This is a genomic window from Thermodesulfovibrio aggregans (genome assembly GCF_001514535.1).
GTDB classification, from domain to species: domain Bacteria; phylum Nitrospirota; class Thermodesulfovibrionia; order Thermodesulfovibrionales; family Thermodesulfovibrionaceae; genus Thermodesulfovibrio; species Thermodesulfovibrio aggregans.
In genome coordinates, this window is sequence record NZ_BCNO01000001.1 from 1,221,289 (window position 1) to 1,244,504 (window position 23,216).

At 34.9% G+C, this 23,216-nt stretch carries 26 protein-coding genes; 21 read left to right on the forward strand and 5 right to left on the reverse strand.

What is annotated here, in order from left to right; genetic code table 11:
* Positions 1–44: 44 nt before the first annotated feature.
* Entirely contained in the window at positions 45–1,025 is a 981-nt protein-coding gene (locus tag TAGGR_RS06220; RefSeq protein ID WP_059176455.1) for an ABC transporter permease, read from the forward strand.
* The gene (gene opp4C / locus TAGGR_RS06225; protein ID WP_059176456.1) at positions 1,018–1,857 is read left to right on the forward strand and encodes an oligopeptide ABC transporter permease; all 840 of its coding nucleotides are present in this window, start codon (positions 1,018–1,020) and stop codon (positions 1,855–1,857) included. The genes TAGGR_RS06220 and opp4C overlap by 8 nt, the downstream gene beginning before the upstream one ends.
* On the opposite strand, the gene lpxC is transcribed toward opp4C, so the two are convergent.
* A complete protein-coding gene (gene lpxC / locus TAGGR_RS06230; RefSeq protein ID WP_059176457.1) occupies positions 1,854–2,732 on the reverse strand; it encodes a UDP-3-O-acyl-N-acetylglucosamine deacetylase in 879 nt (292 codons plus the stop codon). The genes opp4C and lpxC overlap by 4 nt on opposite strands.
* Before the next feature lie 108 nt (positions 2,733–2,840).
* Positions 2,841–4,196, reverse strand: a complete 1,356-nt coding sequence (locus tag TAGGR_RS06235) for a TldD/PmbA family protein (protein ID WP_059176458.1) — start codon at positions 4,194–4,196, stop codon at positions 2,841–2,843.
* Positions 4,197–4,323: 127 nt separating this feature from the next.
* On the opposite strand from TAGGR_RS06235, the gene ileS reads away from it, so the two are divergent.
* The 18 genes from ileS (at position 4,324) to ybeY (ending at position 18,878) form a co-directional block, all read left to right on the forward strand.
* Positions 4,324–7,071 carry an isoleucine--tRNA ligase gene (ileS, locus tag TAGGR_RS06240; protein WP_059176459.1) on the forward strand — a complete coding sequence of 916 codons (2,748 nt, stop codon included), beginning with the start codon at positions 4,324–4,326 and terminating at the stop codon, positions 7,069–7,071.
* A complete protein-coding gene (lspA, locus tag TAGGR_RS06245; RefSeq protein ID WP_153000463.1) occupies positions 7,052–7,495 on the forward strand; it encodes a signal peptidase II in 444 nt (147 codons plus the stop codon). Before ileS ends, lspA begins: the two co-directional genes overlap by 20 nt.
* Positions 7,492–7,899, forward strand: a complete 408-nt coding sequence (gene tsaE / locus TAGGR_RS06250; RefSeq protein WP_059176461.1) for a tRNA (adenosine(37)-N6)-threonylcarbamoyltransferase complex ATPase subunit type 1 TsaE — start codon at positions 7,492–7,494, stop codon at positions 7,897–7,899. The genes lspA and tsaE overlap by 4 nt, the downstream gene beginning before the upstream one ends.
* Positions 7,900–8,751, forward strand: coding sequence for an NAD(+)/NADH kinase (locus TAGGR_RS06255; protein WP_059176462.1), 852 nt, complete (start codon positions 7,900–7,902; stop codon positions 8,749–8,751). It abuts the gene before it with no gap.
* Positions 8,736–9,449: a uracil-DNA glycosylase gene (locus TAGGR_RS06260; protein ID WP_059176463.1), complete on the forward strand. Its 714-nt coding sequence runs from the start codon at positions 8,736–8,738 to the stop codon at positions 9,447–9,449. The genes TAGGR_RS06255 and TAGGR_RS06260 overlap by 16 nt, the downstream gene beginning before the upstream one ends.
* On the forward strand, positions 9,446–9,931 hold the full coding sequence (locus TAGGR_RS06265) for an HIT family protein (protein ID WP_059176464.1): 486 nt from the start codon (positions 9,446–9,448) through the stop codon (positions 9,929–9,931). Before TAGGR_RS06260 ends, TAGGR_RS06265 begins: the two co-directional genes overlap by 4 nt.
* Positions 9,931–10,536: a D-sedoheptulose-7-phosphate isomerase gene (locus tag TAGGR_RS06270; protein ID WP_059176465.1), complete on the forward strand. Its 606-nt coding sequence runs from the start codon at positions 9,931–9,933 to the stop codon at positions 10,534–10,536. Before TAGGR_RS06265 ends, TAGGR_RS06270 begins: the two co-directional genes overlap by 1 nt.
* Positions 10,533–11,012, forward strand: a complete 480-nt coding sequence (gene ruvC / locus TAGGR_RS06275) for a crossover junction endodeoxyribonuclease RuvC (protein ID WP_059176466.1) — start codon at positions 10,533–10,535, stop codon at positions 11,010–11,012. Before TAGGR_RS06270 ends, ruvC begins: the two co-directional genes overlap by 4 nt.
* 4 nt (positions 11,013–11,016) lie before the next feature.
* Entirely contained in the window at positions 11,017–11,589 is a 573-nt protein-coding gene (ruvA, locus tag TAGGR_RS06280; protein ID WP_059176467.1) for a Holliday junction branch migration protein RuvA, read from the forward strand.
* Entirely contained in the window at positions 11,579–12,556 is a 978-nt protein-coding gene (gene ruvB, locus TAGGR_RS06285; RefSeq protein WP_059176468.1) for a Holliday junction branch migration DNA helicase RuvB, read from the forward strand. The genes ruvA and ruvB overlap by 11 nt, the downstream gene beginning before the upstream one ends.
* A complete protein-coding gene (locus tag TAGGR_RS06290) occupies positions 12,556–13,101 on the forward strand; it encodes an epoxyqueuosine reductase QueH (protein WP_059176469.1) in 546 nt (181 codons plus the stop codon). Before ruvB ends, TAGGR_RS06290 begins: the two co-directional genes overlap by 1 nt.
* Positions 13,094–13,309 carry a DUF2905 domain-containing protein gene (locus TAGGR_RS06295; protein ID WP_059176470.1) on the forward strand — a complete coding sequence of 72 codons (216 nt, stop codon included), beginning with the start codon at positions 13,094–13,096 and terminating at the stop codon, positions 13,307–13,309. The genes TAGGR_RS06290 and TAGGR_RS06295 overlap by 8 nt, the downstream gene beginning before the upstream one ends.
* Positions 13,310–13,314: 5 nt before the next feature.
* Positions 13,315–14,301, forward strand: a complete 987-nt coding sequence (locus tag TAGGR_RS06300) for a SpoIID/LytB domain-containing protein (protein WP_153000464.1) — start codon at positions 13,315–13,317, stop codon at positions 14,299–14,301.
* Positions 14,288–15,322, forward strand: coding sequence for a tRNA preQ1(34) S-adenosylmethionine ribosyltransferase-isomerase QueA (gene queA, locus TAGGR_RS06305; protein ID WP_059176472.1), 1,035 nt, complete (start codon positions 14,288–14,290; stop codon positions 15,320–15,322). The genes TAGGR_RS06300 and queA overlap by 14 nt, the downstream gene beginning before the upstream one ends.
* Positions 15,319–15,966: an SPOR domain-containing protein gene (locus TAGGR_RS06310; protein ID WP_059176473.1), complete on the forward strand. Its 648-nt coding sequence runs from the start codon at positions 15,319–15,321 to the stop codon at positions 15,964–15,966. Before queA ends, TAGGR_RS06310 begins: the two co-directional genes overlap by 4 nt.
* Positions 15,967–16,193: 227 nt before the next feature.
* On the forward strand, positions 16,194–16,925 hold the full coding sequence (locus TAGGR_RS06315) for a PhoH family protein (RefSeq protein ID WP_236698908.1): 732 nt from the start codon (positions 16,194–16,196) through the stop codon (positions 16,923–16,925).
* Positions 16,894–18,402, forward strand: coding sequence for an HD family phosphohydrolase (locus TAGGR_RS06320; RefSeq protein ID WP_059176475.1), 1,509 nt, complete (start codon positions 16,894–16,896; stop codon positions 18,400–18,402). The genes TAGGR_RS06315 and TAGGR_RS06320 overlap by 32 nt, the downstream gene beginning before the upstream one ends.
* Positions 18,399–18,878 carry an rRNA maturation RNase YbeY gene (gene ybeY, locus TAGGR_RS06325; RefSeq protein ID WP_059176476.1) on the forward strand — a complete coding sequence of 160 codons (480 nt, stop codon included), beginning with the start codon at positions 18,399–18,401 and terminating at the stop codon, positions 18,876–18,878. Before TAGGR_RS06320 ends, ybeY begins: the two co-directional genes overlap by 4 nt.
* On the opposite strand, the gene leuC is transcribed toward ybeY, so the two are convergent.
* Positions 18,867–20,132 (reverse strand): 3-isopropylmalate dehydratase large subunit, encoded by a 1,266-nt coding sequence (leuC, locus tag TAGGR_RS06330; RefSeq protein ID WP_059176477.1) that lies wholly within the window; start codon positions 20,130–20,132, stop codon positions 18,867–18,869. The two genes, ybeY and leuC, sit on opposite strands and share 12 nt — an antisense overlap.
* Before the next feature lie 72 nt (positions 20,133–20,204).
* Between leuC and TAGGR_RS06335 the strand changes: the two genes are divergently transcribed.
* Positions 20,205–20,990, forward strand: a complete 786-nt coding sequence (locus TAGGR_RS06335; protein WP_059176478.1) for a TIGR02757 family protein — start codon at positions 20,205–20,207, stop codon at positions 20,988–20,990.
* On the opposite strand, the gene TAGGR_RS06340 is transcribed toward TAGGR_RS06335, so the two are convergent.
* A complete protein-coding gene (locus tag TAGGR_RS06340; protein WP_059176479.1) occupies positions 20,974–21,756 on the reverse strand; it encodes a S1/P1 nuclease in 783 nt (260 codons plus the stop codon). The two genes, TAGGR_RS06335 and TAGGR_RS06340, sit on opposite strands and share 17 nt — an antisense overlap.
* Before the next feature lie 16 nt (positions 21,757–21,772).
* Positions 21,773–23,170: an alginate export family protein gene (locus TAGGR_RS06345; protein WP_059176480.1), complete on the reverse strand. Its 1,398-nt coding sequence runs from the start codon at positions 23,168–23,170 to the stop codon at positions 21,773–21,775.
* Between the last annotated feature and the right edge of the window lie 46 nt (positions 23,171–23,216).

Genomic DNA, 23,216 nt, shown 5'->3' on the forward strand with positions numbered 1-23,216 from the left:
ATAAGATTTTCAAATAGTTAGTTTTTTATTGTAAAATTTAATCTATGCTTTTTTATTTACTCAGGCGATTCCTTTTGATGATTCCAATTCTTTTTGGTATCACCTTTATATGTTTTATCGTAATAAATCTTGCACCTGGCTCACCTGCAAGCTTTACTGAGGAATTATCACCAAAGGCTTCTCCAGAGGCTATGGAAGCTCTTAAAAAGCTTTACGGACTTGACAGACCAATTCATGAAAGATATTTAAACTGGCTCAGGATGGTTATTACAATGGATTTGGGAAAAAGTTTTGTCGATGGAAGACCGGTAAAAGAAAAAATTAAAGAAAGACTTCCAATTACTGTAACTCTTAATATGCTCTCACTTCTTCTTATACTTGTCGTTTCCATTCCAATTGGAGTTTACTCGGCCCTGAAACCGGGAAGCTTTTTTGACAGAGCTCTCACTGTTTTTGTATTTACCGGTTTTTCTGTGCCCACTTTCTGGATCGCTCTGCTTGCGATGATTGTTTTTGGTGTAAATCTTGGATTGCTTCCAATTTCTGGAATTCAAAGTATTGGTGCAGAGACATTGCCATTTCACGAGAGAATAATTGATTGGATTAAACATCTTATCTTACCTGTTACAATCATGTCCTTTGCAGGCCTTGCTGGAATGTCCCGATATACCCGTTCAAGTATGCTCGAGGTTCTGAGGCAGGATTTTATAAGAACAGCAAGGGCAAAGGGATTACCTGAAAGGGTTGTGATTATGAAACATGCCTTGAGAAATGCCTTACTACCTGTTGTGACTCTCTTAGGACTCGCAATTCCTGGACTTATTGGTGGAAGTGTTATATTTGAAAGCATTTTTTCAATTCCTGGAATGGGGCAACTTTTTTACGCTTCTGCCATGGCAAGGGATTATCCAACAATAATGGGAATATTGTTGATAGGTGCATTATTAACGCTGATTGGAAATCTTTTAGCAGATATTGCCTATTTCATAGTTGATCCAAGAATCAGGGTTAAAGGTGATGTTTAAGCTGATAGTTAAACGAATTTTAAGGAATCGCCTTGCAGTTGCTGGCTTAACATTTATTGGGTTTATATTTTTTATTGCTGTTTTTGCACCTTATATTGCTCCGTATGATCCATACAAAATCAATGTTTATAAGGTTCTTGAGCCACCTTCAACTGAACATCTTTTTGGCACAGATGAGCTTGGACGGGATGTTTTTTCGAGAATTATTTTTGGGGCAAGGATTTCTCTTAAAGTAGGATTTCTTGCCATGGGTATTGCTATTTTCACTGGAACAATACTTGGTGCAATAGCAGGATACTATGGAAGGTGGATTGATACAGTTATAATGAGAGTTGTTGATGTTATGCTCGCTTTTCCGACACTGTTTTTGATTTTAGCTGTGGTAGCTGTTCTGGAACCAAGCATTTACATAATTATGGTAGTGATTGGTCTTACTGGATGGATGGATGTGGCAAGGCTTGTAAGAGCAGAGGTTTTATCTTTAAAGGAAAGAGAGTTTGTTCTTGCTGCAAGGGCAATTGGAGCAGGTTCTGGTAGAATTATTTTTAAACATATTCTCCCAAATGCGATTTATCCTGTTATTGTTGCTGCGACTTTTTCTGTTGGTGGAGCAATATTAATTGAAAGTGGACTTAGTTTTCTCGGTCTCGGAATTCAACCACCAGAGCCAAGCTGGGGAGGGATTTTAAGTGTTGGCAAAGACTACATTACTGTTGCATGGTGGATGAGTTTATTTCCTGGCTTATCAATATTTTTAACTGTGCTGTCCTTTAATCTTTTAGGCGAAGCATTGAGGGATGCTCTTGATCCCAGACACTGGACAGAAGATTAAACAGCCTGAGTTGACAGTTGAAAATTAAAATAGGGCTCTTCCTCTAATTCGTAATATCCTGATTCAATAAGATGCTTTAAGAAATTTATATGAGCAGTATGTCCACCTTTTTCAATTATAAAGTGTCCTTTAATTGGATACCCAACTAAAGATAAATCACCGATTGCATCAAGAATTTTATGTCTAACAAATTCATCTCTGAATCTCAGTTTCCCTCCTACAACTCCTTTTTCATCAAGTACAAGAGCATTATCAAGAGAGCCTCCACGGGCAAAACCATTTTGAAGCAGATATTGTATATCTTTTAAAAACCCAAATGTTCTTGCAGGTGCTATCTCTCTCAGAAAGATTTGTTCGTTAATTTCAATTGAGAGAGATTGTTCTAAAATCAAAGGATGTTCATAAAAGATTTTATAGGTTATTTTAAATCCTTTGTATGGTTTAGCTACAATTCGTGAACGAGAGCTTTCATACAAAAAAGGCTTTGTTATCTTAAATAATGGTATTGTTTTTCCCTGTTTTGCAGTTCCTGTCTTCATAATGGTTTTTGCAAATTCAAGGGCACTACCATCAAGAACAGGAACTTCTGAGCCATCAATCTCTATGATAAGATTGGTTATTCCAAAGGCATATAGTGTGGCAAGAAGGTGTTCAACAGTTCTAATTTTTATTCCATCAATTCCTATGGTTGTTGCTAAAGATGTATCAATTACAAAAGGAAGTTTAGCCTTAACAGGAACGCCTTTGTCTGTTCTGTAAAAAACTATACCTGTATCCCTTTGAGCAGGAATAAGCTTTATATTAATCTTTTTTCCAGTATGTATTCCTATACCAGACAGGGTTATTTCTGATTTTATTGTTTTCTGAAAAGGCATCAAAGAAAAGTATACAAAAATAATGCCAGAATAAAATTGTTGATATTATTTGCTCAATAAAAATATTAATGTGGTTAAAAAGATACAGTCATGGAAAAAATAGAACATTCAATTTACTTCTCCACCTACAACTATCTCTGGGATTCTTATTGTTGGCATTCCATCTGTTACCGGAACTCCCTGAGAATTCTTACCGCAGGTTCCAATAGAAAATCCCAGATCACTGCCAACCATATCAATACTTTTTAAGATTTCCTGCCCGGTGCCAATCAGCAGTGCACCTCTTACAGGCTCTCCAATCATACCTTTTTCTATAAGATATCCTTCTTGAACCTCAAAAACAAACTCTCCATTAACAGTATTAACCTGTCCACCGCCCATTTTCTTAACAAAGAGCCCTTTGTCAACAGAGCGGATTATTTCTTCTGGAGAGTGTTTTCCGGGTGCAATAAAAGTATTACTCATTCTAGGGATCGGATAGTGTTCATAGGATTGTCTTCTTCCATTTCCTGTTGATGGCTTGCCTTCTTTCAAGGCAGTATATCTGTCATAAAGATAGTTAACAAGAACACCTTTTTCAATTAAAATTGTTTTCTGAGAGGGTGTTCCTTCATCATCAAAAACATAGGATCCTCTCATATTGGGAAGTGTGGGATCATCCACCACTGTTATTAATTCTGAGGCTATTTTTTCACCGATTTTTTCACTATAAACTGAAAGACCTTCCTGAACAAGGTCTGCTTCAAGTCCGTGCCCTACTGCTTCATGTATCATTGTTCCGCCTGCTTCTGAGGAAATTACAACAGGCATTCTTCCTCCCTGTATGCGCCTTGCCTTAAGCATCATAAGTGCTCTCTTTGCTGCTTTAAGGGCAATATCTTCCGGCGAAATTTCTTCAAAAAGTTCGGTTCCTTTTAATCCTCCTACTGCTTCATATCCTGTCTGAATAATTCCATTTTCAGAGGCTACAATTTGGACTAAAAAGAGTGTTTGAACTCTCTTTTCCTCAGTAAAATTTCCGAGTGAATTAGCTATTTTAATACTCTGAATAGTATCAGCATATAAGACTTTTACTTGTTTGATCTTTGTGCTTTCCTTCCATGATACTTCATTAGCTCTTTTTATAAAACCTGTCTTTTCTGATATGGTGATACTGTCTGGATTATTTTTTATAAAAAATTGAGTTGTTGGATTAACTTTTTTCAAGTTGATGTTTTTACTTGAATAGTTGCTTTTTAATGAAGAAATTAGTTCCTCAATTCCATTTTTTGTTAAATCGTTTGTATAGGCATAATATATTTTTCCTTCTTTAATTACTCTAACTCCCAATCCTTTATCAAAAACTGAAGAACACTTTTGGACTTTATTTTCTTCCATCTGAAGTTGAGTTGTATTTTTTTCTTCAAGGAATACATCAACATAATCACCGTCTAACTTAGTCAATATATCACTGAACAAATCCATCAATGCCTCCTTGTTTTGTTATTTTTCTAATATATCATTTTTTAGCAAAGTTCTAATATTTTGTTAAAATCATCATGGCTACTTTAGAGTTTGAATTTTGATAAACTATTGTGGTATTCTTTATTTTATGCTTAAGGATTACAAGGATACTCTTAACTTACCTCAGACAGAATTTCCTATGAAGGCGAATCTCGCTGAAAGGGAACCTGCTATTTTAAGGTTCTGGAAAGAAAACAGAATATATGAAAAACTTCAGGAGAAAAACAAAAACACAGGAGGAAGATGTTTTATTCTTCATGATGGTCCTCCCTATGCTAATGGTCATATTCATATCGGGCACGCATTGAATAAAATACTTAAAGATATAATTGTCAAATATCACTCAATGCTTGGACAGTACTGTCCCTTTGTTCCAGGATGGGATTGTCATGGACTGCCAATTGAGCTACAGGTAGATAAATCACTTGGCAAAGAAAAGGAAAGTATAGATATTTTTAAAAAGCGTCAGCTTTGCAGAGAATATGCTGAAAAATTTATCAATATTCAGAGAGAAGAGTTTATTCGTCTTGGAGTTTTTGGTTACTGGGATACTCCCTACATCACCATGTCCAATGACTATGAAGCAACAATTGTAAGAGAGTTCCTCACATTTGTTAAAAATGGTTATGTTTACAGAGGTAAAAAACCTGTTTACTGGTGTCCTTCCTGTGTAACAGCTCTGGCTGACGCAGAGGTTGAGTATGCTGATAAAGAGTCTCCGTCAGTTTTTGTTGCCTTTGAGGTAATTGATAAAGAAAGATTACCAGTTGAAGATTTGCCAGTATACATTGTAATATGGACAACAACTCCCTGGACTTTACCTGCCAATTTAGCACTGGCAGTACATCCAGATTTTGATTATGTGGGATTGAAAAGCCCAAAGGGTGTTTTAATAGTAGTTAAAGAAGCTATCAAGAATTTAAAAGACAAAGTTGAAATAGATGAGTCACCTCTTTTTGAGATTAAAGGTAAAGAGCTTGAGGGTATAAAAGCAAAGCATCCATTTATTGACAGAATCTCAGAGGTTGTGGTTGCTGACTTTGTTGAAACTGGTGAAGGAACAGGTGTTGTTCATATCGCTCCAGGACATGGTGAGGAAGACTATGAAGTTGGATTGAAATACGGGCTTGAAATATATGCACCTGTTGATGATAGAGGAAGATTCACAGATGATGTCCCTTATTTTGCAGGTGAGAATGTTTTTAAAGCGAATAAGGCAATAATAGAGCACATGAAAGAAAATGGCTCACTGCTCTGGCATGGCAGTATTACTCACTCTTATCCCCATTGCTGGAGATGTAAAAAGCCCATAATATTCAGAGCAACAACTCAGTGGTTTATTTCAATGACCCATGGTGACCTCCGTAAGCGAGCTCTTCAGGAGATAGATAAAGTAAGATGGATTCCTTCATGGGGTAGAGAAAGAATTTACTCAATGGTTGAGAGAAGGCCAGATTGGTGTCTTTCCCGTCAGAGAGCATGGGGAGTTCCGATTACGTTATTTGTCTGTAAAAAATGTGGCTATGTAGTTAAGGATGAAAAATTATTTGATAAAATTTGCGAACTTGTTGAGCAGGAAGGCTCTGATGTCTGGTTTAAACTGAATTTAGAAGATTTACTTCCCGATTATTCATGTCCAGAGTGTGGTTCAAAGGATTTTCAAAAGGAAAAAGATATTCTTGATGTATGGTTTGACTCAGGAGTAAGTCATGCTGCAGTTCTTGAGAGAGATCCAAGACTCAGCTGGCCTGCTGATATGTATCTTGAGGGAAGTGATCAGCATAGGGGATGGTTCCAGAGTTCTTTGATTGCCTCGCTGGGAAATAAAGGGAAAGCACCTTATAAGATTGTTCTTACTCATGGATTTACAGTTGATGGACAGGGTAGAAAAATGTCCAAGTCACTGGGAAATGTAATAGCTCCACAGGAGATTATAAAAACTAATGGTGCTGATATTGTAAGACTGTGGGTTTCAGCAGAAGATTACAGGGATGACATAAAGCTTTCACAGGAAATTTTATCAAGACTTACAGAGGCATACAGAAAAATTAGAAACACATTGAGATATCTTCTTGGCAATATCTATGACTATGATGGCAGAGACTATTCAGCCTATCTTCTTGAGATAGATAGATGGGCAATGATGAGACTTCAAAAACTAATTAAAAAAGTAAGAGCAGCTTATGAAGATTTTGAGTTTCATCAGGTATTTCATGCAGTTCATAACTTCTGTGTTACTGATATGAGCGCCTTTTATCTTGATATTTTAAAAGACAGGCTCTATACATTTAAATCTGACTCCCTGGAAAGAAGGGCAGCACAATGGGTTTTATATAACATAGCAGAGTCTCTTATTAAACTGATTGCTCCAATTCTCTCATTTACAGCAGAAGAGGCATGGCAACATCTTCCATTTAAGAAAACTGAAAGCGTATTTTTAGAAAAAATGCCTGAGATAGAGGAGAGTTTTATAGATGAGAATCTTCAGCTCAGATGGGATAAATTGATTGAGATAAGGGATGAGGTTAATAGAGCTCTTGAGGTAAAAAGAAAGGAAAAATTCATAGGAAACTCTCTTGAAGCCAAGATAATACTATTTGTCAATGAAAAATTGAAGAGTTTTTTGGAATCCTATTATGATTTTTTACCAGCTCTATTTATTGTTTCCCAGGTAGAGTTAAAGAAATTAGAATCTACAGACACTGAATTTACTGTTACAGTGGAAAAGGCTGAAGGAGAGAAATGTCAGCGCTGTTGGAATTATTCTCCTATGGTTGGGAAACTCGAAGTTGCTGATGTATGCCAAAGATGTTATCATGTTCTCAAAAGTTCCTAAGGCTCTGGTTTTAATTTTACCTGTTCTTATATTTGATCAACTTACAAAATATCTTGCCATTAAGTTTTTAGCTCCATCTGGAGTAGTTAAGATCTTGCCTTTTTTTAATCTGGTTTATGTTGAAAATACAGGCACAGCCTTTGGAATGTTTAAATTTTTAAGTAATGAAATTTTTATTTTAATAGCTTTAGGTGCTACAGTGTTTCTTATTTATATGCATATTAAGGATCCTCAAAACTGGTTTATTTACTCACTTTTAGTTGCAGGAGCACTGGGAAATACTATTGATAGGATTATTTATGGTCATGTGATAGATTTTATAGACCTTCATCTGAGAGAGTTTCACTGGCCTGCTTTTAATGTAGCTGACTCAGCTATAACCATAGGAATTGTTCTTTTTCTTTACAAGAACCTGAAAAAATGAAAGTTTTTACCTATTCTGAAAAAGAAACAAAGATTTTAGGTAAAATGCTTGGAAGTTTTGTGCAAAAAGAGGGAATAAAAGTCATAGCTCTTTATGGAGAGATGGGAGCAGGTAAAACCGTTCTTACAAAAGGAATTGCTTCTGCCTTTGGAATAGATGAGAAAAATATTGCAAGCTCAAGTTTTGTGATAGTTTCTCACTATCCAGAATTTGATTTCTGTCATATTGACCTTTACAGACTTGATAATTTAAAGGATGAGGATATTGATTTATGGGAATACTTTGACAGTTGTACCTGTGTTATAGAATGGGCTGAGAGACTGAGTGAAATACCCGAAAATACTTTAAAAATTAAAATAGATTTGGTTACAGAGACAACAAGAGTTTTTAATATGGAGATGTAAATGTTTAAAAAGCTTTCAATTCTTTATAAAGAGAATGATAATTCGGCTCTTGAAACAGCTATTAAAGTTCAGGATTGGCTGAAAAATAAAGATGCAGAATGCATAATTTTTCACTCCGTTGGAGTTTTATCCAGTTTCAGTCATTCAGAAATAATGGCAATTCAGAACTCTGATACGGTCATTGTTCTTGGTGGAGATGGCACAATGCTCAGTGCTTCAAGACTTATTGGCGGGAAAAAAGTTCCAATAATTGGAATCAATATGGGTAAGCTTGGATTCATAACAGAGATTTCAAGAATTGATTTATTTGAAACTCTGGAACAGATATTTTCAGGTAATTATGAGATAGAAGAAAGAAGTATGATAAATGCCAAGATTCTGAGAGATGAAAAAATAATAAACGAATATCTTGGTCTCAATGACATTGTAATTGGTAAGGGTATAATGGCAAAAATTTCAGATTTTGATTTATTTATAAATAATCTTTATGTTTCAACAATAAAAGCTGATGGAGTAATAATATCTACCCCAACAGGCTCAACAGCTTATAATCTCTCTGCAGGAGGTCCTATTCTTTATCCTACACTAAAAGGCTTAGTATTTACCCCAATCTGTCCCCATACTCTAACTGTTAGACCTATTGTTTTACCCGATGATTTTATAATTGATGTAGTTATATCTACCCATGGGAAGGACATTTTTTTAACAGTAGATGGTCAGATCGGATTTCCTTTGCAGAAAAATGATAGAGTGAGATGTAGAATTGCTGAGGAAAAAACTTATCTGATAGCACCAGTTGGCAGAGATTATTTTAAGATTTTAAGAGACAAACTAAGATGGGGCGAGAGATAGACAAAGTAGTTGAGATACTCAATTTTTATAAAAATCTTGGATTTAAAGATTTACCTGAACAGTTCATTAATTCTTTACTGGAAAGACAATCACTAAACGTTTTAGCTTCAGATTATGATACATCTTCAGACCAAGAAAAACTCTCAATTGAAAAATTGAATGAACAAATCAGGAACTGCAAAAAATGTCCTCTGAGTAATTCAAGAACAAATCCTGTATGTGGTGAAGGTAGTATTACAGCAAAACTTATGTTTGTTGGTGAAGCTCCGGGTGTTGATGAGGATTTGCAGGGAAGACCTTTTGTGGGTGAGGCTGGTAAACTCTTAACAAGCCTTATTGAAAAAATGGGTTTTAAAAGGGAGGAGGTTTATATAACAAATACAGTGAAATGCCATCCTCCAATGAATAGAGATCCCTTTGAAACTGAAATATCTTCATGCTTTGAATATTTAAAAAAAGAAATTAAAATAGTTCTACCAAAAGTTATTATGACTCTCGGTAAAGTTGCAACATATACTTTAATGGGAATGCATGGGAAGCTTAAGGATTTACAGATATCTAAAATAAGAGGAAAGGTTTTCTTTTACGAGCAGATTCCTGTTATTCCCACATTTCATCCAGCTTATTTACTAAGAAACAGAAAAGACAAATGGCTTACATGGAATGATGCACAAGAAGCTCTAAGGAGGCTTAAATGAAAGTTTTATGGGCACCATGGAGGATTGAGTATATACTCGGGCAGAAAGAAAAGGGGTGTATATTCTGTGATAAACCCAAAGAGGACAGAGACAGAGATAATCTTATTCTTTACAGAGGCAAACTTTCTTTTATTATCATGAATAAATATCCTTACAGTTCAGGACATCTCATGGTAGTACCGTACAGGCATGTGCACAGTCTTGAAGAACTGAATAAAGAGGAACTTACAGAATGCATGGTTCTTACTGTTAAATGTCTGAAGTGTCTCAAAAAAGTAATGCATCCAGATGGATTCAATGTAGGACTCAATATTGGAGTAGTGGCTTCTGCAAGTATTGATGAACATCTTCACTGGCATATTGTACCACGCTGGGCAGGAGATGTTGGATTTATGACAATACTTGATGACATAAGAGTGGTACCAGAACACATCCTTGCAACCTATGACAAACTTTATCCATGCTTTAAGGAGGAAGAATAATGGAAATTGAGGAAAAAATCAAAAAAGCCTTTGAAGAGTCAATCAGAGTTAAAGAGCAATTTTTTAAGGAAAATATTAATTTGATTAAAGAAGTCTCAGAAATTATTGCAAAAACTCTTAATGAAGGTGGAAAAATTTTAATTTTTGGAAATGGTGGAAGTGCCACAGATGCATCTCATATTGCTGCAGAGTTTGTTAATAGATTCAAAAGAGAAAGACCAGGACTTCCAGCAATTGCCTTAAATACAGATATGGCTGTTATTACAGCTATAGCAAATGATTATGACTATTCAGAGATTTTTGCAAAACAGATTAAAGCATTGGGAAACTCTGGTGATATAGCAATTGGAATAAGTACATCAGGTTCATCAAGGAATGTTATTAAAGCAGTTGAGGTTGCAAAAAAAAGAGGACTCAAAACAATAGCTTTTACAAGCACTAAAGGTGAGAAACTGATTTCAAAGGTTGATTATGCCTTTGCTGTTCCATCAGAGGATACACCAAGAATTCAGGAAACCCACATTACTCTTGGGCACATTATATGCGAAGTTGTTGAGGATATCTTATTTGAGCTTCCGGCAACTAAAAAGAAAGTAAAACAATGACCATTATAGGAATTGATCCTGGTAGCAGACATTTTGGCTATGGAATTATTGATTCTGAGAAGATGAAATTAATAGATGCTGCTACTATCAACATACCTCTAAGTATGAGTTTACCAGGAAAGCTCAAGTATATATATGATCTTTTGTCAGAAGTTATTGATAGACACAATCCCTGCGAGATGGCCGTAGAGAAAATTTTTGCAGGTAAAAAAATTCCTTCTTCATTTATTCTTGGATATACAAGGGCAGTAGCTCTTTTAGCGGCAGCTCAAAAAAATATATCTGTTTATGAATACAGTTCCACAGAGATAAAAAAAGCACTTACAGGATATGGAAGAGCTCACAAAATTCAGGTTAAAAGCATGGTATATAACCTTCTTAATATTGATAGAAAAATTTCCTATGACTGTGCTGATGCTTTGGCTGTTGCAATATGCCATATCCATTCAAGAGAGTTCTTAAAAGTGTTAAAATAAATAAATGCTTGATTTTATAATAGGTAAAGCTGTTACTGTTAAACAGGACAGAGTTGTTGTTCAAACAGGTGGAATTGGCTATTCAATCAAAATACCAGTTAGACTATCCAGATACATAAACACAGATGAGGAAGTTCAGATTTACACTGCTTTGATTTTAAAGGAAGAATTAATAGAGATTTATGGATTTCTGGATAGTTCTGAAAGAGATCTATTTGAAAAGTTGATAAAAATTTCAGGTATTGGTCCAACGATGGCGATTAATATTCTTTCTACCTATGATAGAGAAACTCTTTTAAAAATAATTGAGGATGAGGATATAAAATCACTAAGTAAGATTCCAGGAGTTGGTAAGAAAACTGCTCAAAGAATTTTTCTTGAACTAAAAGGAGTTTTACCTTCATTAAAATACGAAAGAGATCAGAGATATGAAGATTTATTATCAGCTCTTGTAAGTTTGGGATATAAGAGATTGGAGGCAAAGGAAGTTCTTGAGAAGGTTTATAATAATGAAAAAGATGAAGCAACAATTATCAAAGAAGCTCTTAGCATTTTAACGGGGAAAGATGGAAAATAATGAGTTTTTAGACATAACGCTTAGACCAAGGACATTAAAAGAATTTATAGGTCAGAAGAAAATTAAAGAAAATATTGAAGTTTTTATAAAGGCTGCTCTTATAAGACAGGAACCTCTTGATCATGTTCTTTTCTGCGGACCTCCTGGTCTTGGAAAAACAACGCTTGCAACCGTAATAGCAAATGAACTTGGCGTAAATCTTAAAAGTACATCTGGGCCTGTTCTTGAAAGAGCAGGGGATGTTGCTGCAATTCTTACAAATCTCTCTGACAGAGATATTTTATTTATTGATGAAATTCACAGGCTTCCAAGAGTTGTTGAGGAAATTTTGTATCCTGCTATGGAGGATTTTACTCTTGATATAATTGTTGGTCAGGGACCTTCTGCTCGTTCAATAAAGATAAAACTTCCAAGATTTACACTTATAGGAGCTACAACAAGGACAGGATTAATTACATCTCCTCTAAGAGACCGATTTGGCGTTGTCTTCCGACTTGAGTTTTACAGTGCCGATGAACTTAAAGAGATTATAAGAAGATCATCAAAAATTTTGGGAATTTCAATAGAGGAAGATGCTGCAATGGAGATTGCAAGAAGGTCTCGCGGAACCCCAAGAATAGCAAATAGACTTCTTAAGAGAGTAAGAGATTTTGCTCAGGTTCAGGGTAAAGAAACAATAGATTTAACAGTAGCAAAAGAGGCTCTTGCTGCAATGGATGTTGACAGTTATGGACTTGATGAGATGGATAGAAAAATTCTTCTAACAATAATTGAGAAATTTAATGGTGGTCCTGCTGGTATTGAATCAATTGCAGCTTCTTTAAGAGAAGACAAGGATACAATTGAGGATGTTTATGAGCCCTATTTAATGCAGGAAGGCTTTATTGAGAGAACAGCAAGAGGCAGAGTTGCTACCCGTCTTGCCTATGAGGTTTTGAAAAAGAAGATTCCGGAGAGACTTTTTTAATGAAAATACTGCTTCATACATGCTGTAGCAACTGTGCTATTTATCCAATAGAGATTTTAACAGAGAAAGGATATGATGTTATTTTATTCTGGTATAATCCCAATATTCATCCCTACACTGAATACCGAGCAAGAATGCATTCTTTAAAAAAGCTTGAACAACTCTGGAATCTTAGAGTTATTTATGATGACAATTACAGAGAATTTTATAAGTTTTTAAGGGCTGTGGCAGGGAAAGAGAAAGAGAGATGCGAAATATGTTATAGAATGAGACTTGAAAGAACTGCAGAAAAAGCCAAGGAAATCGGAATTGAAAGATTTTCAACCACATTGTTGGTAAGCCCCTATCAAAAATTTGATAAAATAATAGAAATTGGAAACGAATTAAGTAGAGTTTTTGGTGTTAATTTTATCGGAGAAGACTTTAGAGAAGGTTTTAAAAAGGCAATGAAGAGCGCAGTTGAACTTGAACTCTACAGACAGAAATACTGTGGATGTATATATTCAGAAGCTGAAAGATACTTAAAGAGGATAAATTATGAATGAAATTGGAAAATTTTTGATTCTTATCGGAATAGTAACCATGGTAATTGGTTTACTGTTGATGATGGTGGGAAAAATCCCATTTATTGGTAGACTTCCGGGTGATATTATAATTGAGAAAAGAAACTTTGTATTCTATTTTCCACTAGGCACATCAGTTCTCTTAAGCATTATCCTCTCTTTAATATTTTATCTTTTGAGCAAAAAATGAGTATAATGAGGCTAATTTTATCAATTGTGATTATTGTATTTTTTAGTTTACCGGTCTATGGAATTGATAGAAATGATAAGTCATTTATTAGAGTTCTTTTAGGAGATGTAAGACCAAAGTTAAATGATTTAAAACACATAAAAAAAGTGGCATCAAAAGCGATCATAGATGGTTCAGTTTATTCTGGAGAAATTGAAATATGGAAAGGTTCTGAAGGCTATTTCCTTATAAATGTAGTTAATCTTGAGGATTATGTAAAGGGAGTTGTGACATCAGAAGTTGGAATTAATTGGCCTGAGGAAGCACTAAAAGCCCAGGCTGTTGCAGCAAGAACATATGCTGTGGCACAAATTATTCGTAATAGAGATAGAAATTTTTACGATGTTACATCATCTGTATTTCATCAGGTTTACAGACAAGATGAAGGTGCGGAACAGATAGAAAAAGCTGTTAGGGAAACAAAAGGGCAGATACTTACTTATGAAGGTCAGCCTATAATGGCTTTTTATCATGCCTGTAGCATAGGAAAAACTGAAAATCCAGAGGAAGTTTTCGGCAAAAATTATCCCTACTTAAAGTCTGTAGAAGTACCATCAACTCCTTCACCTTATACTTTATGGGAGAAAAAAATTTCATTTGATACTCTTAAAAAAGCTTTATCAATAGATAAAATATCAGATGTTAAAATAAAAAGTTACACCAGTACTGGAAGGGTAAAAGAACTTGAATTTAGTGATGGAAAGAATAAAAAAACAATAAGGACAACTGAATTAAGAAGAATTCTTCAGTGGACAGCAATTCCAAGCACTATGATCAATTCAGTAAAGGTTGAGGAAGATGGTGTAGTGTTTGAAGGATATGGATTTGGTCATGGAGTAGGGATGTGTCAGTGGTGTGCTTTTCAGATGGCACATGAAGGAAAAAATTATAAAGAAATACTTCAATATTTCTATCCTGGTACAGAAATAACTACAATCAATGAAAATAACTGAACTTGATTATCCATTACCTGCAGATTTAATAGCTCAGGAGCCTATATTAGAGAGAGATAAAGCCCGTCTTCTTGTCTTGCATAAAAAAACAGGACAGATAGAGCACAAAATTTTTTATGAAATTACCAATTATTTTCAAGAAGGTGATATGCTTATTATCAATAATACAAAGGTTATTCCTGCGAGACTTGTAGGGAGGAAACCAACAGGAGGAAAAATAGAAATTCTCCTCATCAAACAGAAGAAAGCTTTATCTAATGAGGTGGAATGGGAAATAATGACAAAAGGAAAATATGAAGGAGACGTTTTCATAGATGATATCAAAGCTGAAATAAGAATTAATTGCGATGGAAAAAAAATTATTTTTTCTATGAGTCCTCAGGATGTAAAAAAACTTTTAGATGAAAAAGGTTTTATGCCTCTACCACCATACATAAAAAGACAGCCCAGTCAGTCTGACAGACAGTATTATCAAACAGTTTATGCAAAAGCAAATGGTTCTATAGCTGCACCAACAGCAGGTCTTCATTTTACCGATGAACTTCTTAAGAATATAGCAAACAGAGGAGTTAAATTAAGAGAGATAACGCTTCATGTGGGTGTTGGAACTTTTAAACCAATTAAAGTAAAAAATTTAGAGGAACATAAAATGGATTCTGAATATTTTGAAATAGAAAAGTCACTTATAGAAGAAATATACCTGGTTAAAAAAGAAGGTAAAAAAATTTTTTCAGTTGGCACAACCACAACAAGGGCGTTAGAGGGTTATGCTTCTGAGGAGTACGAAGATATGGGAACCGATGATTTTAAAATAAGAGGACTGACTGATATTTTTATTTATCCAGGATATGAGTTTAAGATTGTTGATGCCTTGATTACAAATTTTCATCTGCCAAAATCAACTCCTCTTGCATTGGTTTATGCCTTTTGTGATTCTGAAAAGGTTAAAAAAGCATACATGGAAGCTGTTGAAAAAAGGTATAGATTTTTTTCTTATGGTGATGCTATGTTAATCTTATGAAACAAAAAAGTGAGGAACTTCTGGTGATAAGCAAGAAAGTCTTTTTTTTAATATTATTAGGAATTGCTTTTGTCGGAATTGTTATAGGCTATACCATTGGATATGTTACAACTCCTGTAAAGGAAATATATGTAAGCAAGACTGATGAGTCTGAAAAAACTGTTTTATCAACAACTGTTGGAACAGCCTTTGCCAACAGACAGGAAACTCCAAAGATAGAAGTTAAACAGGAGCAGACTAAACAGAGTGAGGAAAAAAGTTCAGGAAAGTCAAATACTGAAATTACAGAAAAACAACAGGAGAAAACATCTGCACAGATTGATAAAAATAAGCAAACTACAAGTTCTGAGCAGCAGATCAAGACAGAACAGGTAAAAAAATTTACAAAAGTCGCTAAATATAAAACTCATAAAAAAGCAGTTTATACAATTCAGCTTGGGGCATTTTCGGATATGGCAAATGTTTATGAATTACAGAAAAAATTAAAGGATTCAGGATATGATGCTTTTGTGGTAAAGGAAGATTTGTATAAATTGAGAATAGGGAAGTTTGAAAGATTTTCTCATGCCAAAAAACTATCACAACAATTGCATTCCAGAGGATTTGAAAACTTTATAGTTAAAATAAAAGGAGGTAAGCCATAGCACGCATATTAGAGCTTGATGAAGAAAGAGAATATCCCTTCATTCATGGAGGGTTAGACAAGATATTCAAACTGATAGAAGAGGTTTTAGATGTTACTCTAAGCATCAGGGGGAATAAACTAATTATTCAGGGTGAAAACGAAGAAGACATTAAAAAAGCTGAAAAAGTAATAGAAGACATAAGAGCTATTAACAGAGAGGGTTACATAGTTAAACCAGAAGATGTAATGCACTCTATTCAGAAAATTAAGGAAGATAAAGAGTTCTCAATAGTCAGTCTTTTCAAAGGTGGAATTCCTATCCCTTCCAAGAAGAGAGTTATCATTCCAAAAACACCAACTCAAAAAGAATATATGGAAGCTATGCTAAAATATGACATAGTTTTTGGAATAGGACCTGCAGGCACTGGGAAAACCTATCTCGCCATGGCTATGGCAATTCATTTTTTACTTACTAGGCAGGTATCAAGAATTGTACTTGTAAGACCGGCAGTCGAAGCAGGAGAAAAATTGGGATTTCTACCTGGAGCGATTGAAGAAAAAGTGAGCCCCTATCTAAGACCTCTTTATGATGCTCTTTATGACATGCTTGACCTTGACAGAGCATCAAAACTTATTGAAAAAGGTGCAATTGAAATAGCACCTCTTGCATTTATGAGAGGTAGAACACTTAATGATTCTTTTATTATTCTTGATGAAGCCCAAAATACGACAACAGAGCAGATGAAAATGTATCTTACAAGGCTTGGATTTGGGTCAAAAACTGTGATAACAGGAGATATTACACAGATAGATCTTCCTCCTCAGAAAGTATCTGGATTGGTAGAAGCATTAAAGATACTAAAAGACATTGAAGGAATAAAGGTAATATATTTTACTGACAAAGATGTCGTAAGACACAGACTTGTTCAGGAAATAATAAAGGCATATGAAAAATATGAAAGACACGACTCCACTTAAACCTGTCACTCCTGATAGATCTTACTTAAGAAAATTTATTGAAAAATTTAAATCTTCTCAAAACGGCAAGGACAAGAAAAAATTTATTGACATGGAGATATTGCCTTTTCTTATTGTTTTATCAGCTTTGAATGCCTTTTTACTTTATGATTTTAAATCGGAAATGACATTTTTGGGAAATTTTATCGTTATCTTCCTTCTTATTGTTTTTTTCTACAGAGACCTTATTAGATACAAACCTGCTTACCTTAAGAAGAAAAAAATGAAGACTTTACTTGTAACTTTAATGCTTTCAACATTGATTTTTATAAGAATATTTGACCACATATTTTCAGTTTTTTCCAAAGGATTAGGAATTGATGGTATGGTTATTCACACCTTTGCAATACCCTTTGCAATAGGTTCTGTGCTTGTGGTATTATTATTCGACTTCCATACTGCTATAACATTTTCTTTAATCCTCAGCTTAATGTCTGGAATATGGTTGAAAAGTTCTCTCATGCCTATTTATGTCTTTATCGGATGCCTTATCGGTGCATTTACTTTAATCAGATGCAAAAGAAGAACAGATATAATAAATGCAGGCATATACATTGCAATTGCTAACATAGTTAGTTCAATAGCTCTTCTTTTTATTATGGAAGAATTTAGTTTTTCAATGTTTTATTTTTCATCTCTTTTTTCTGTTATTAGTGGATTATCAGTATCAGCATTGTGTTTTCTTATTCTACCATTAATAGAAAAAGTTTTTAATGTAACAACTCCATTGAGTCTTATTGAACTACTTGATATTGATCATCCTCTACTGAAACAACTTTCAGTCGAAGCTCCTGGAACTTATCATCATAGCATGATAGTTGGTTCTCTTGCAGAAGCAGCAGCTGAGGTTGTGGGAGTTAATCCTTTGCTTGCAAAGGTAGCTTCCTATTATCACGATATAGGTAAAATCAGAATGCCCGAGTATTTCGTTGAAAATCAGACAGGATGTATAAGTAAACATGAAAAACTTAAACCTCATCTTAGCAGCATGATTATAATTTCTCATGTAAAAGACGGGGTTGAACTTGCAGAAGAATATAATCTTCCTGAAACCATAAAAGATGTAATCCAGCAACATCATGGAACAGCACTTGTTACATATTTTTATCAAAAGGCTTTAAAAGAGATGGAAACTCCTCCATCTGAACAGGATTATCGATATCCAGGTCCAAAACCACAAACAAAACTGGCAGCTTTAGTTATGCTTGCAGATGCAGTAGAGGCTGCATCAAGAACGCTTGATGATCCAACGCCTGCAAGAATTTCAGGACTCGTAGATAAAATAATTAAAAACATATTCCTTGATGGACAGCTTGATGAATGTGAAATTACATTGAAAGACCTAAGTGAGATAAAAAGAAAGTTTGAATTTATTCTTACAGGGATATTCCACAGAAGAATCTCCTATCCAGAACCTGTGAAAGAAAAATCTACATGAAAGTATCAGTAGAAGTCATCAACAGACAGAGAAAAATCATAGTTTCATCCCGAAGAGTGATAAATTTAGTAAAAAAAATACTCAAGTTCTTATATGAAGTTAAAAATAAAAATCTATTCAAACTAACAGGGGAAAATTCAACCATGCTTTCCGTATCAGTAATATTTGTTGGAGAGAGAAAAATGAAAGAACTCAATTTCAGATACAGAGGTAAAAAATCAACCACTGATGTTCTATCCTTTCCCTATTTAGAAGAGGAACCTTCAGGTAGTTTATTTCTCGGAGAGATTATCATTGATCCGAAAAAAGTTTTATCTCAGGCAAAACAGTACAATGTAAACTTCTCACAGGAACTTGATAGAATCCTGGTTCATGGCATTCTTCACCTTATAGGCTATGACCATGAAGGCTCTGCCTATGAAGCAAGAAAAATGCGCAAGCTTGAAGAAAAGATTCTGAGTTTTTTACAGTCCTAATTCTTCAGGTACTCCAATTCTTCCAAGCACTCCGCTTGCAGCTGCCACAGCAGGAGAACTCAAATAAACTTCGCTTTCAGGATGTCCCATTCTTCCTACAAAGTTTCTGTTTGTAGTAGCTATTGCCCTTTCTCCTTTTGCAAGGATTCCCATATGTCCTCCAAGGCATGGACCACATGTTGGAGGAGAGACCACTGCTTGAGCTTCTATGAATATTTCTATTAATCCCTCTTTTAGTGCTTCCATGTAAATAAGCTGTGTTGCAGGAATTATTATCATTCTCACCTCTGGATGAACTTTCCTTCCTTTAAGAACTGCTGCTGCTTCTCTCAGGTCTTCAAGTCTTCCATTTGTGCATGAACCAATTACAACCTGGTCAATTTTTATGTGAGTGAGTTCCTTTGCTGGTTTTACATTTGATGGAAGATGAGGACAGGCAACCATCGGTGAAATTTTTGAGCAGTCATACTCTCTTACCTCTGCATATTGTGCATCAGGGTCTGAATTGTAGATTTTATAAGCTCTTTTAGCTCGCCCTTTTACATATTCCTCTGTAATTTTATCAGGAACAATGATGCCAGCCTTTGCACCTGCTTCAATTGCCATGTTACACATTGTAAATCTTCCAGCCATTGGCATTCTGTCAATAACTTCACCGGTAAACTCCATCGCCATGTATGAAGCTCCGTCAACTCCAATGTCTCCAATTGTATAAAGAATTAAATCTTTTCCACCCACCCATCTTTGAAGACTTCCATAGTAAATAAACTTTATAGTTTCAGGCACTTTAAACCAGCATTCACCAGTAGCCATTGCAACAGCTGCATCAGTTGAACCAACACCTGTTGCAAAAGCTCCAAGCGCTCCATAGGTGCATGTATGACTGTCTGCTCCAATTACAAGATCACCTGGAAGTACCAATCCCTGCTCAGGTAAAAGAGCATGTTCAATACCAACTCTTCCAATTTCAAAGTAGTGTTTGATTTTGTATTTATATGCAAACTCTCTAAGCATCTTACACTGCTCAGCAGCTTTTATATCTTTTTGAGGAGTAAAGTGATCAGGCACAAGAGCTATTTTTTCTCTGTCAAAAACATCCTTTAGTCCAAGCTTTTCAAACTCCTTTATAGCAATAGGAGCTGTAATATCATTGGCAAGAACAAGATCAACCTTTGCATTTATTATTTCACCGGCAGAGACTTCTTTTTTTCCAGCATGATCTGCAAGAATTTTTTCAGCTATTGTCATTCCCATAGACTTCCTCCTTTTTATCCTTTATAGAATTTAATTATTGCACAAAATGGGCTCTTTAATCAAAAATAAAGTGTGGATAACTTAAAGAATACACTTGAAAAACTATATTATTCTTTTGATTTTAAAAGCGCCATTGAGCATGATCCAATTAAATTTCCAAAAAGATATAATGAACCCATTGATATTGAAGTTTCTGCCTTTGTCTCAACAGCTTTTGCCTATGGAAATATTAAGTGTTTCTGTAGTTTCCTTGAAGAACTATTCAAAATCATGGGTAAGTCTCCTTCAGATTTTATCATGAATTTTAAACCTCAGTGGTTAATAAAAAAACTGAACAAAAAATATAGATTCAGCTCTATTCATGATATTGTGGCTTTTTTATTTATTCTTAAGAGTTTGCTTAAAAAAGAGAATTCTCTGGAAAAATTTTTTATAAATAGTTCGTCAAAGTTTCAAAATCCCACAGTTGGTAAAATTTCAAACTTTGTTCAGAAAGCTTTACAAATTAATTTAACCCCTGTTTACGGAAGAGATATAAAAACCGCAGGTTTGCTTCACTTCTTTCCATCTCCTGAAAAGGGAAGTCCCTGTAAAAGAATTAATCTTTTTTTAAGATGGATGGTAAGAGCTGAAGATATTGATTTTGGATTGTGGAAAACTATAAAACCATCAGAGTTAATTATTCCACTTGATGTGCATGTATTAAGGGTTTCAAGGAGGATTGGACTAACCAGAAGAAACTCTCAAAACATAAAAACCGCTCAGGATATTACAGAATCTTTAAGAAAGATAAATCCCTCAGACCCTTTAAAATACGACTTTGTTCTCTGTCACGGAGACATTAATAGGTTGATTTAATTACTGCTTTTAGAAGTGACACTGACCATGAAATCTGCTCAATAAGTTCCTCTTCATTGGGCATTCTTTTTTCTTTGTAACATTGATTTGCAATTTTTATCGCTGAATTTGCAATTTTTGAAATTTCCTTCTTTAAATCTTCTGAGTTTGAGATAGCTATTTCTTTTATTGCCTTATTGATCTTTTCCTCTGTTTGACTGCTTCCAATGTAAACATCAAAGGCTTCGTCAAATTTTATATGGTATTCTTTGTTAAAATTCCCTTCATCAAAATATATTTTTCCGTCGCTTGCAGGATTGTCTCCATAGGGAAAATTATGCAAAGGTTGAGAAAGATCACCTATGTAGTGAGCAATTGTGACAAGATAGTATTCATAGGCAAGCCTGTTGTCAGGCTTGTTTTTATCAAGAGATTTCATTTTTTCGTATAGATTCACTATTTTCCAGTAAAGAACACCTGCCTGATGGGGTAGCAGAATTTTTAAGTTTCTTCCATCAATGTTGACTATTACCTCTTTAACAGTATATTTATCAATGTATTCTGGTGTGATGACCGTGCCAGGTGCAGCATCATGATAGTGCATTGGTGCAAGAAGATCATAGTTTTCATCACGGATTATATCCGGCATGCATGCAGCCTCTGGAATCCTTATTCCTGCTTTTTTAGCTATGTATGCATGGGTAAAGCAGTCCCACGCATAGGAGTTTGAAAAAGAAAAGAAGAGGATGAGAAAAAAAGTCATATAATTAATATAAAATTTTCTCATCCTCTTGTCTCCTTAGTTATAGTTTATACTGAAGTTGCCATCTTATGAAAGTGGCATTTTTAGCTTTGTCAGAGTAAAAGTCTCCAGGTTCAAAATACTCAACCTGAAGCATTCCATCAAGGTTTTTTGTGAATTTGTAAGTTCCGATAATTGCCCAGAGATCTCCTCTATTTTTACCACTATTGGAGAACATATCCTTGTAAGTGCCAGAGGTTATGTTTGTTTTTTCATCAGCCCAGAGATGCTGATAGGAAAGGATTATTCCAAGGTCTTTCGTTGGATTTAATTTAAGTTTTGTAACAAGGGCTTTTATATTTGTCCAGTAACCTGGAATTGGTCCGCCTTTTCCTGCTGTTTCAGGAATTAATGTATAGATTAGTAACTCATTCCACTGGGGAGCCCTTGAAAACAGAGGATTAAAGCCTTCATCTTTGGTTGTGTCAGTTTTATCGCCTGACAGGTAAACATAGCCTGCTTCAAGGTAGGGCTTTACTGGGCAGTTTTTAAATTCATATCCTGCGAAGATATAGCCTCCAAGTCCTCTTATACTGTTTCCACTTGCAGTGTATTTTCCTATCTGCCTTGCCAATTCGCCTCTCAATGAAAAATCACTCAGTTTAAATACTGCTCTCATACCGAATGTGTTGATGTATTTTTCATCTATACCTATATATTCATCTTCTTTTTTGTAGATGTAGTAAGGCTCTATATTTAACCATTCAGATACTTTATTTCTACCATAAATCCAGAATCCCTGCTCATTGGAGGCTGTAAGTCTTTTTTTATGGTTTATGTATAAACGCCCCCTATCTGCTCTATCGTAATAGGCAGGATGCAGACTCGGAAGATACTGATCTGTTTTAGGGTCTGAAACATAAACAAGATCAACCGTATGACCATCTGCAATCAAAACAGAAGCTTTCACTGCATTGAAATAAAATGTTCTTGAACCATCTCCTGGTGTTCCATCAAGAATGAGAAATCCCTCTCCGTACATGTCTGCTCCTAAGAAATCCTGCCTACCAATGCGAAAGTTTACAGGTAAGTCAAAAGGTTTTTTAATATCAATGTAGAGGTTGTCAACTATCACCTCATCCTGGTCAAACCTCTTTCTGTTTTTTCCATCATCAAGAGTTAAACGAAATGGACCTGTATAATACTTTGGTTCTGTTGCCAATCTTAGATAAAATCTGAGATTGTCATTGAACTTAACATTATCCCATAGCTGAATTCTCAATCTGAAAAAGTTTCTGTCAGGTTGAGCATCCCGTGCTGTCCCCAAAGATACAACATTATCCCAGATTTCCTGTCTTAATCTTAAAGATGCACCCGGTTCATTTTCAATGGCAAAGGATAAAGAAAAGAAACTGAAGAGAAAAGTCAGACTTAGTAAAAATCTCCAAAGTTGCTTCATATAACCCCCCTAATTTATAAAAATGAAAAAAATTATACCATATATC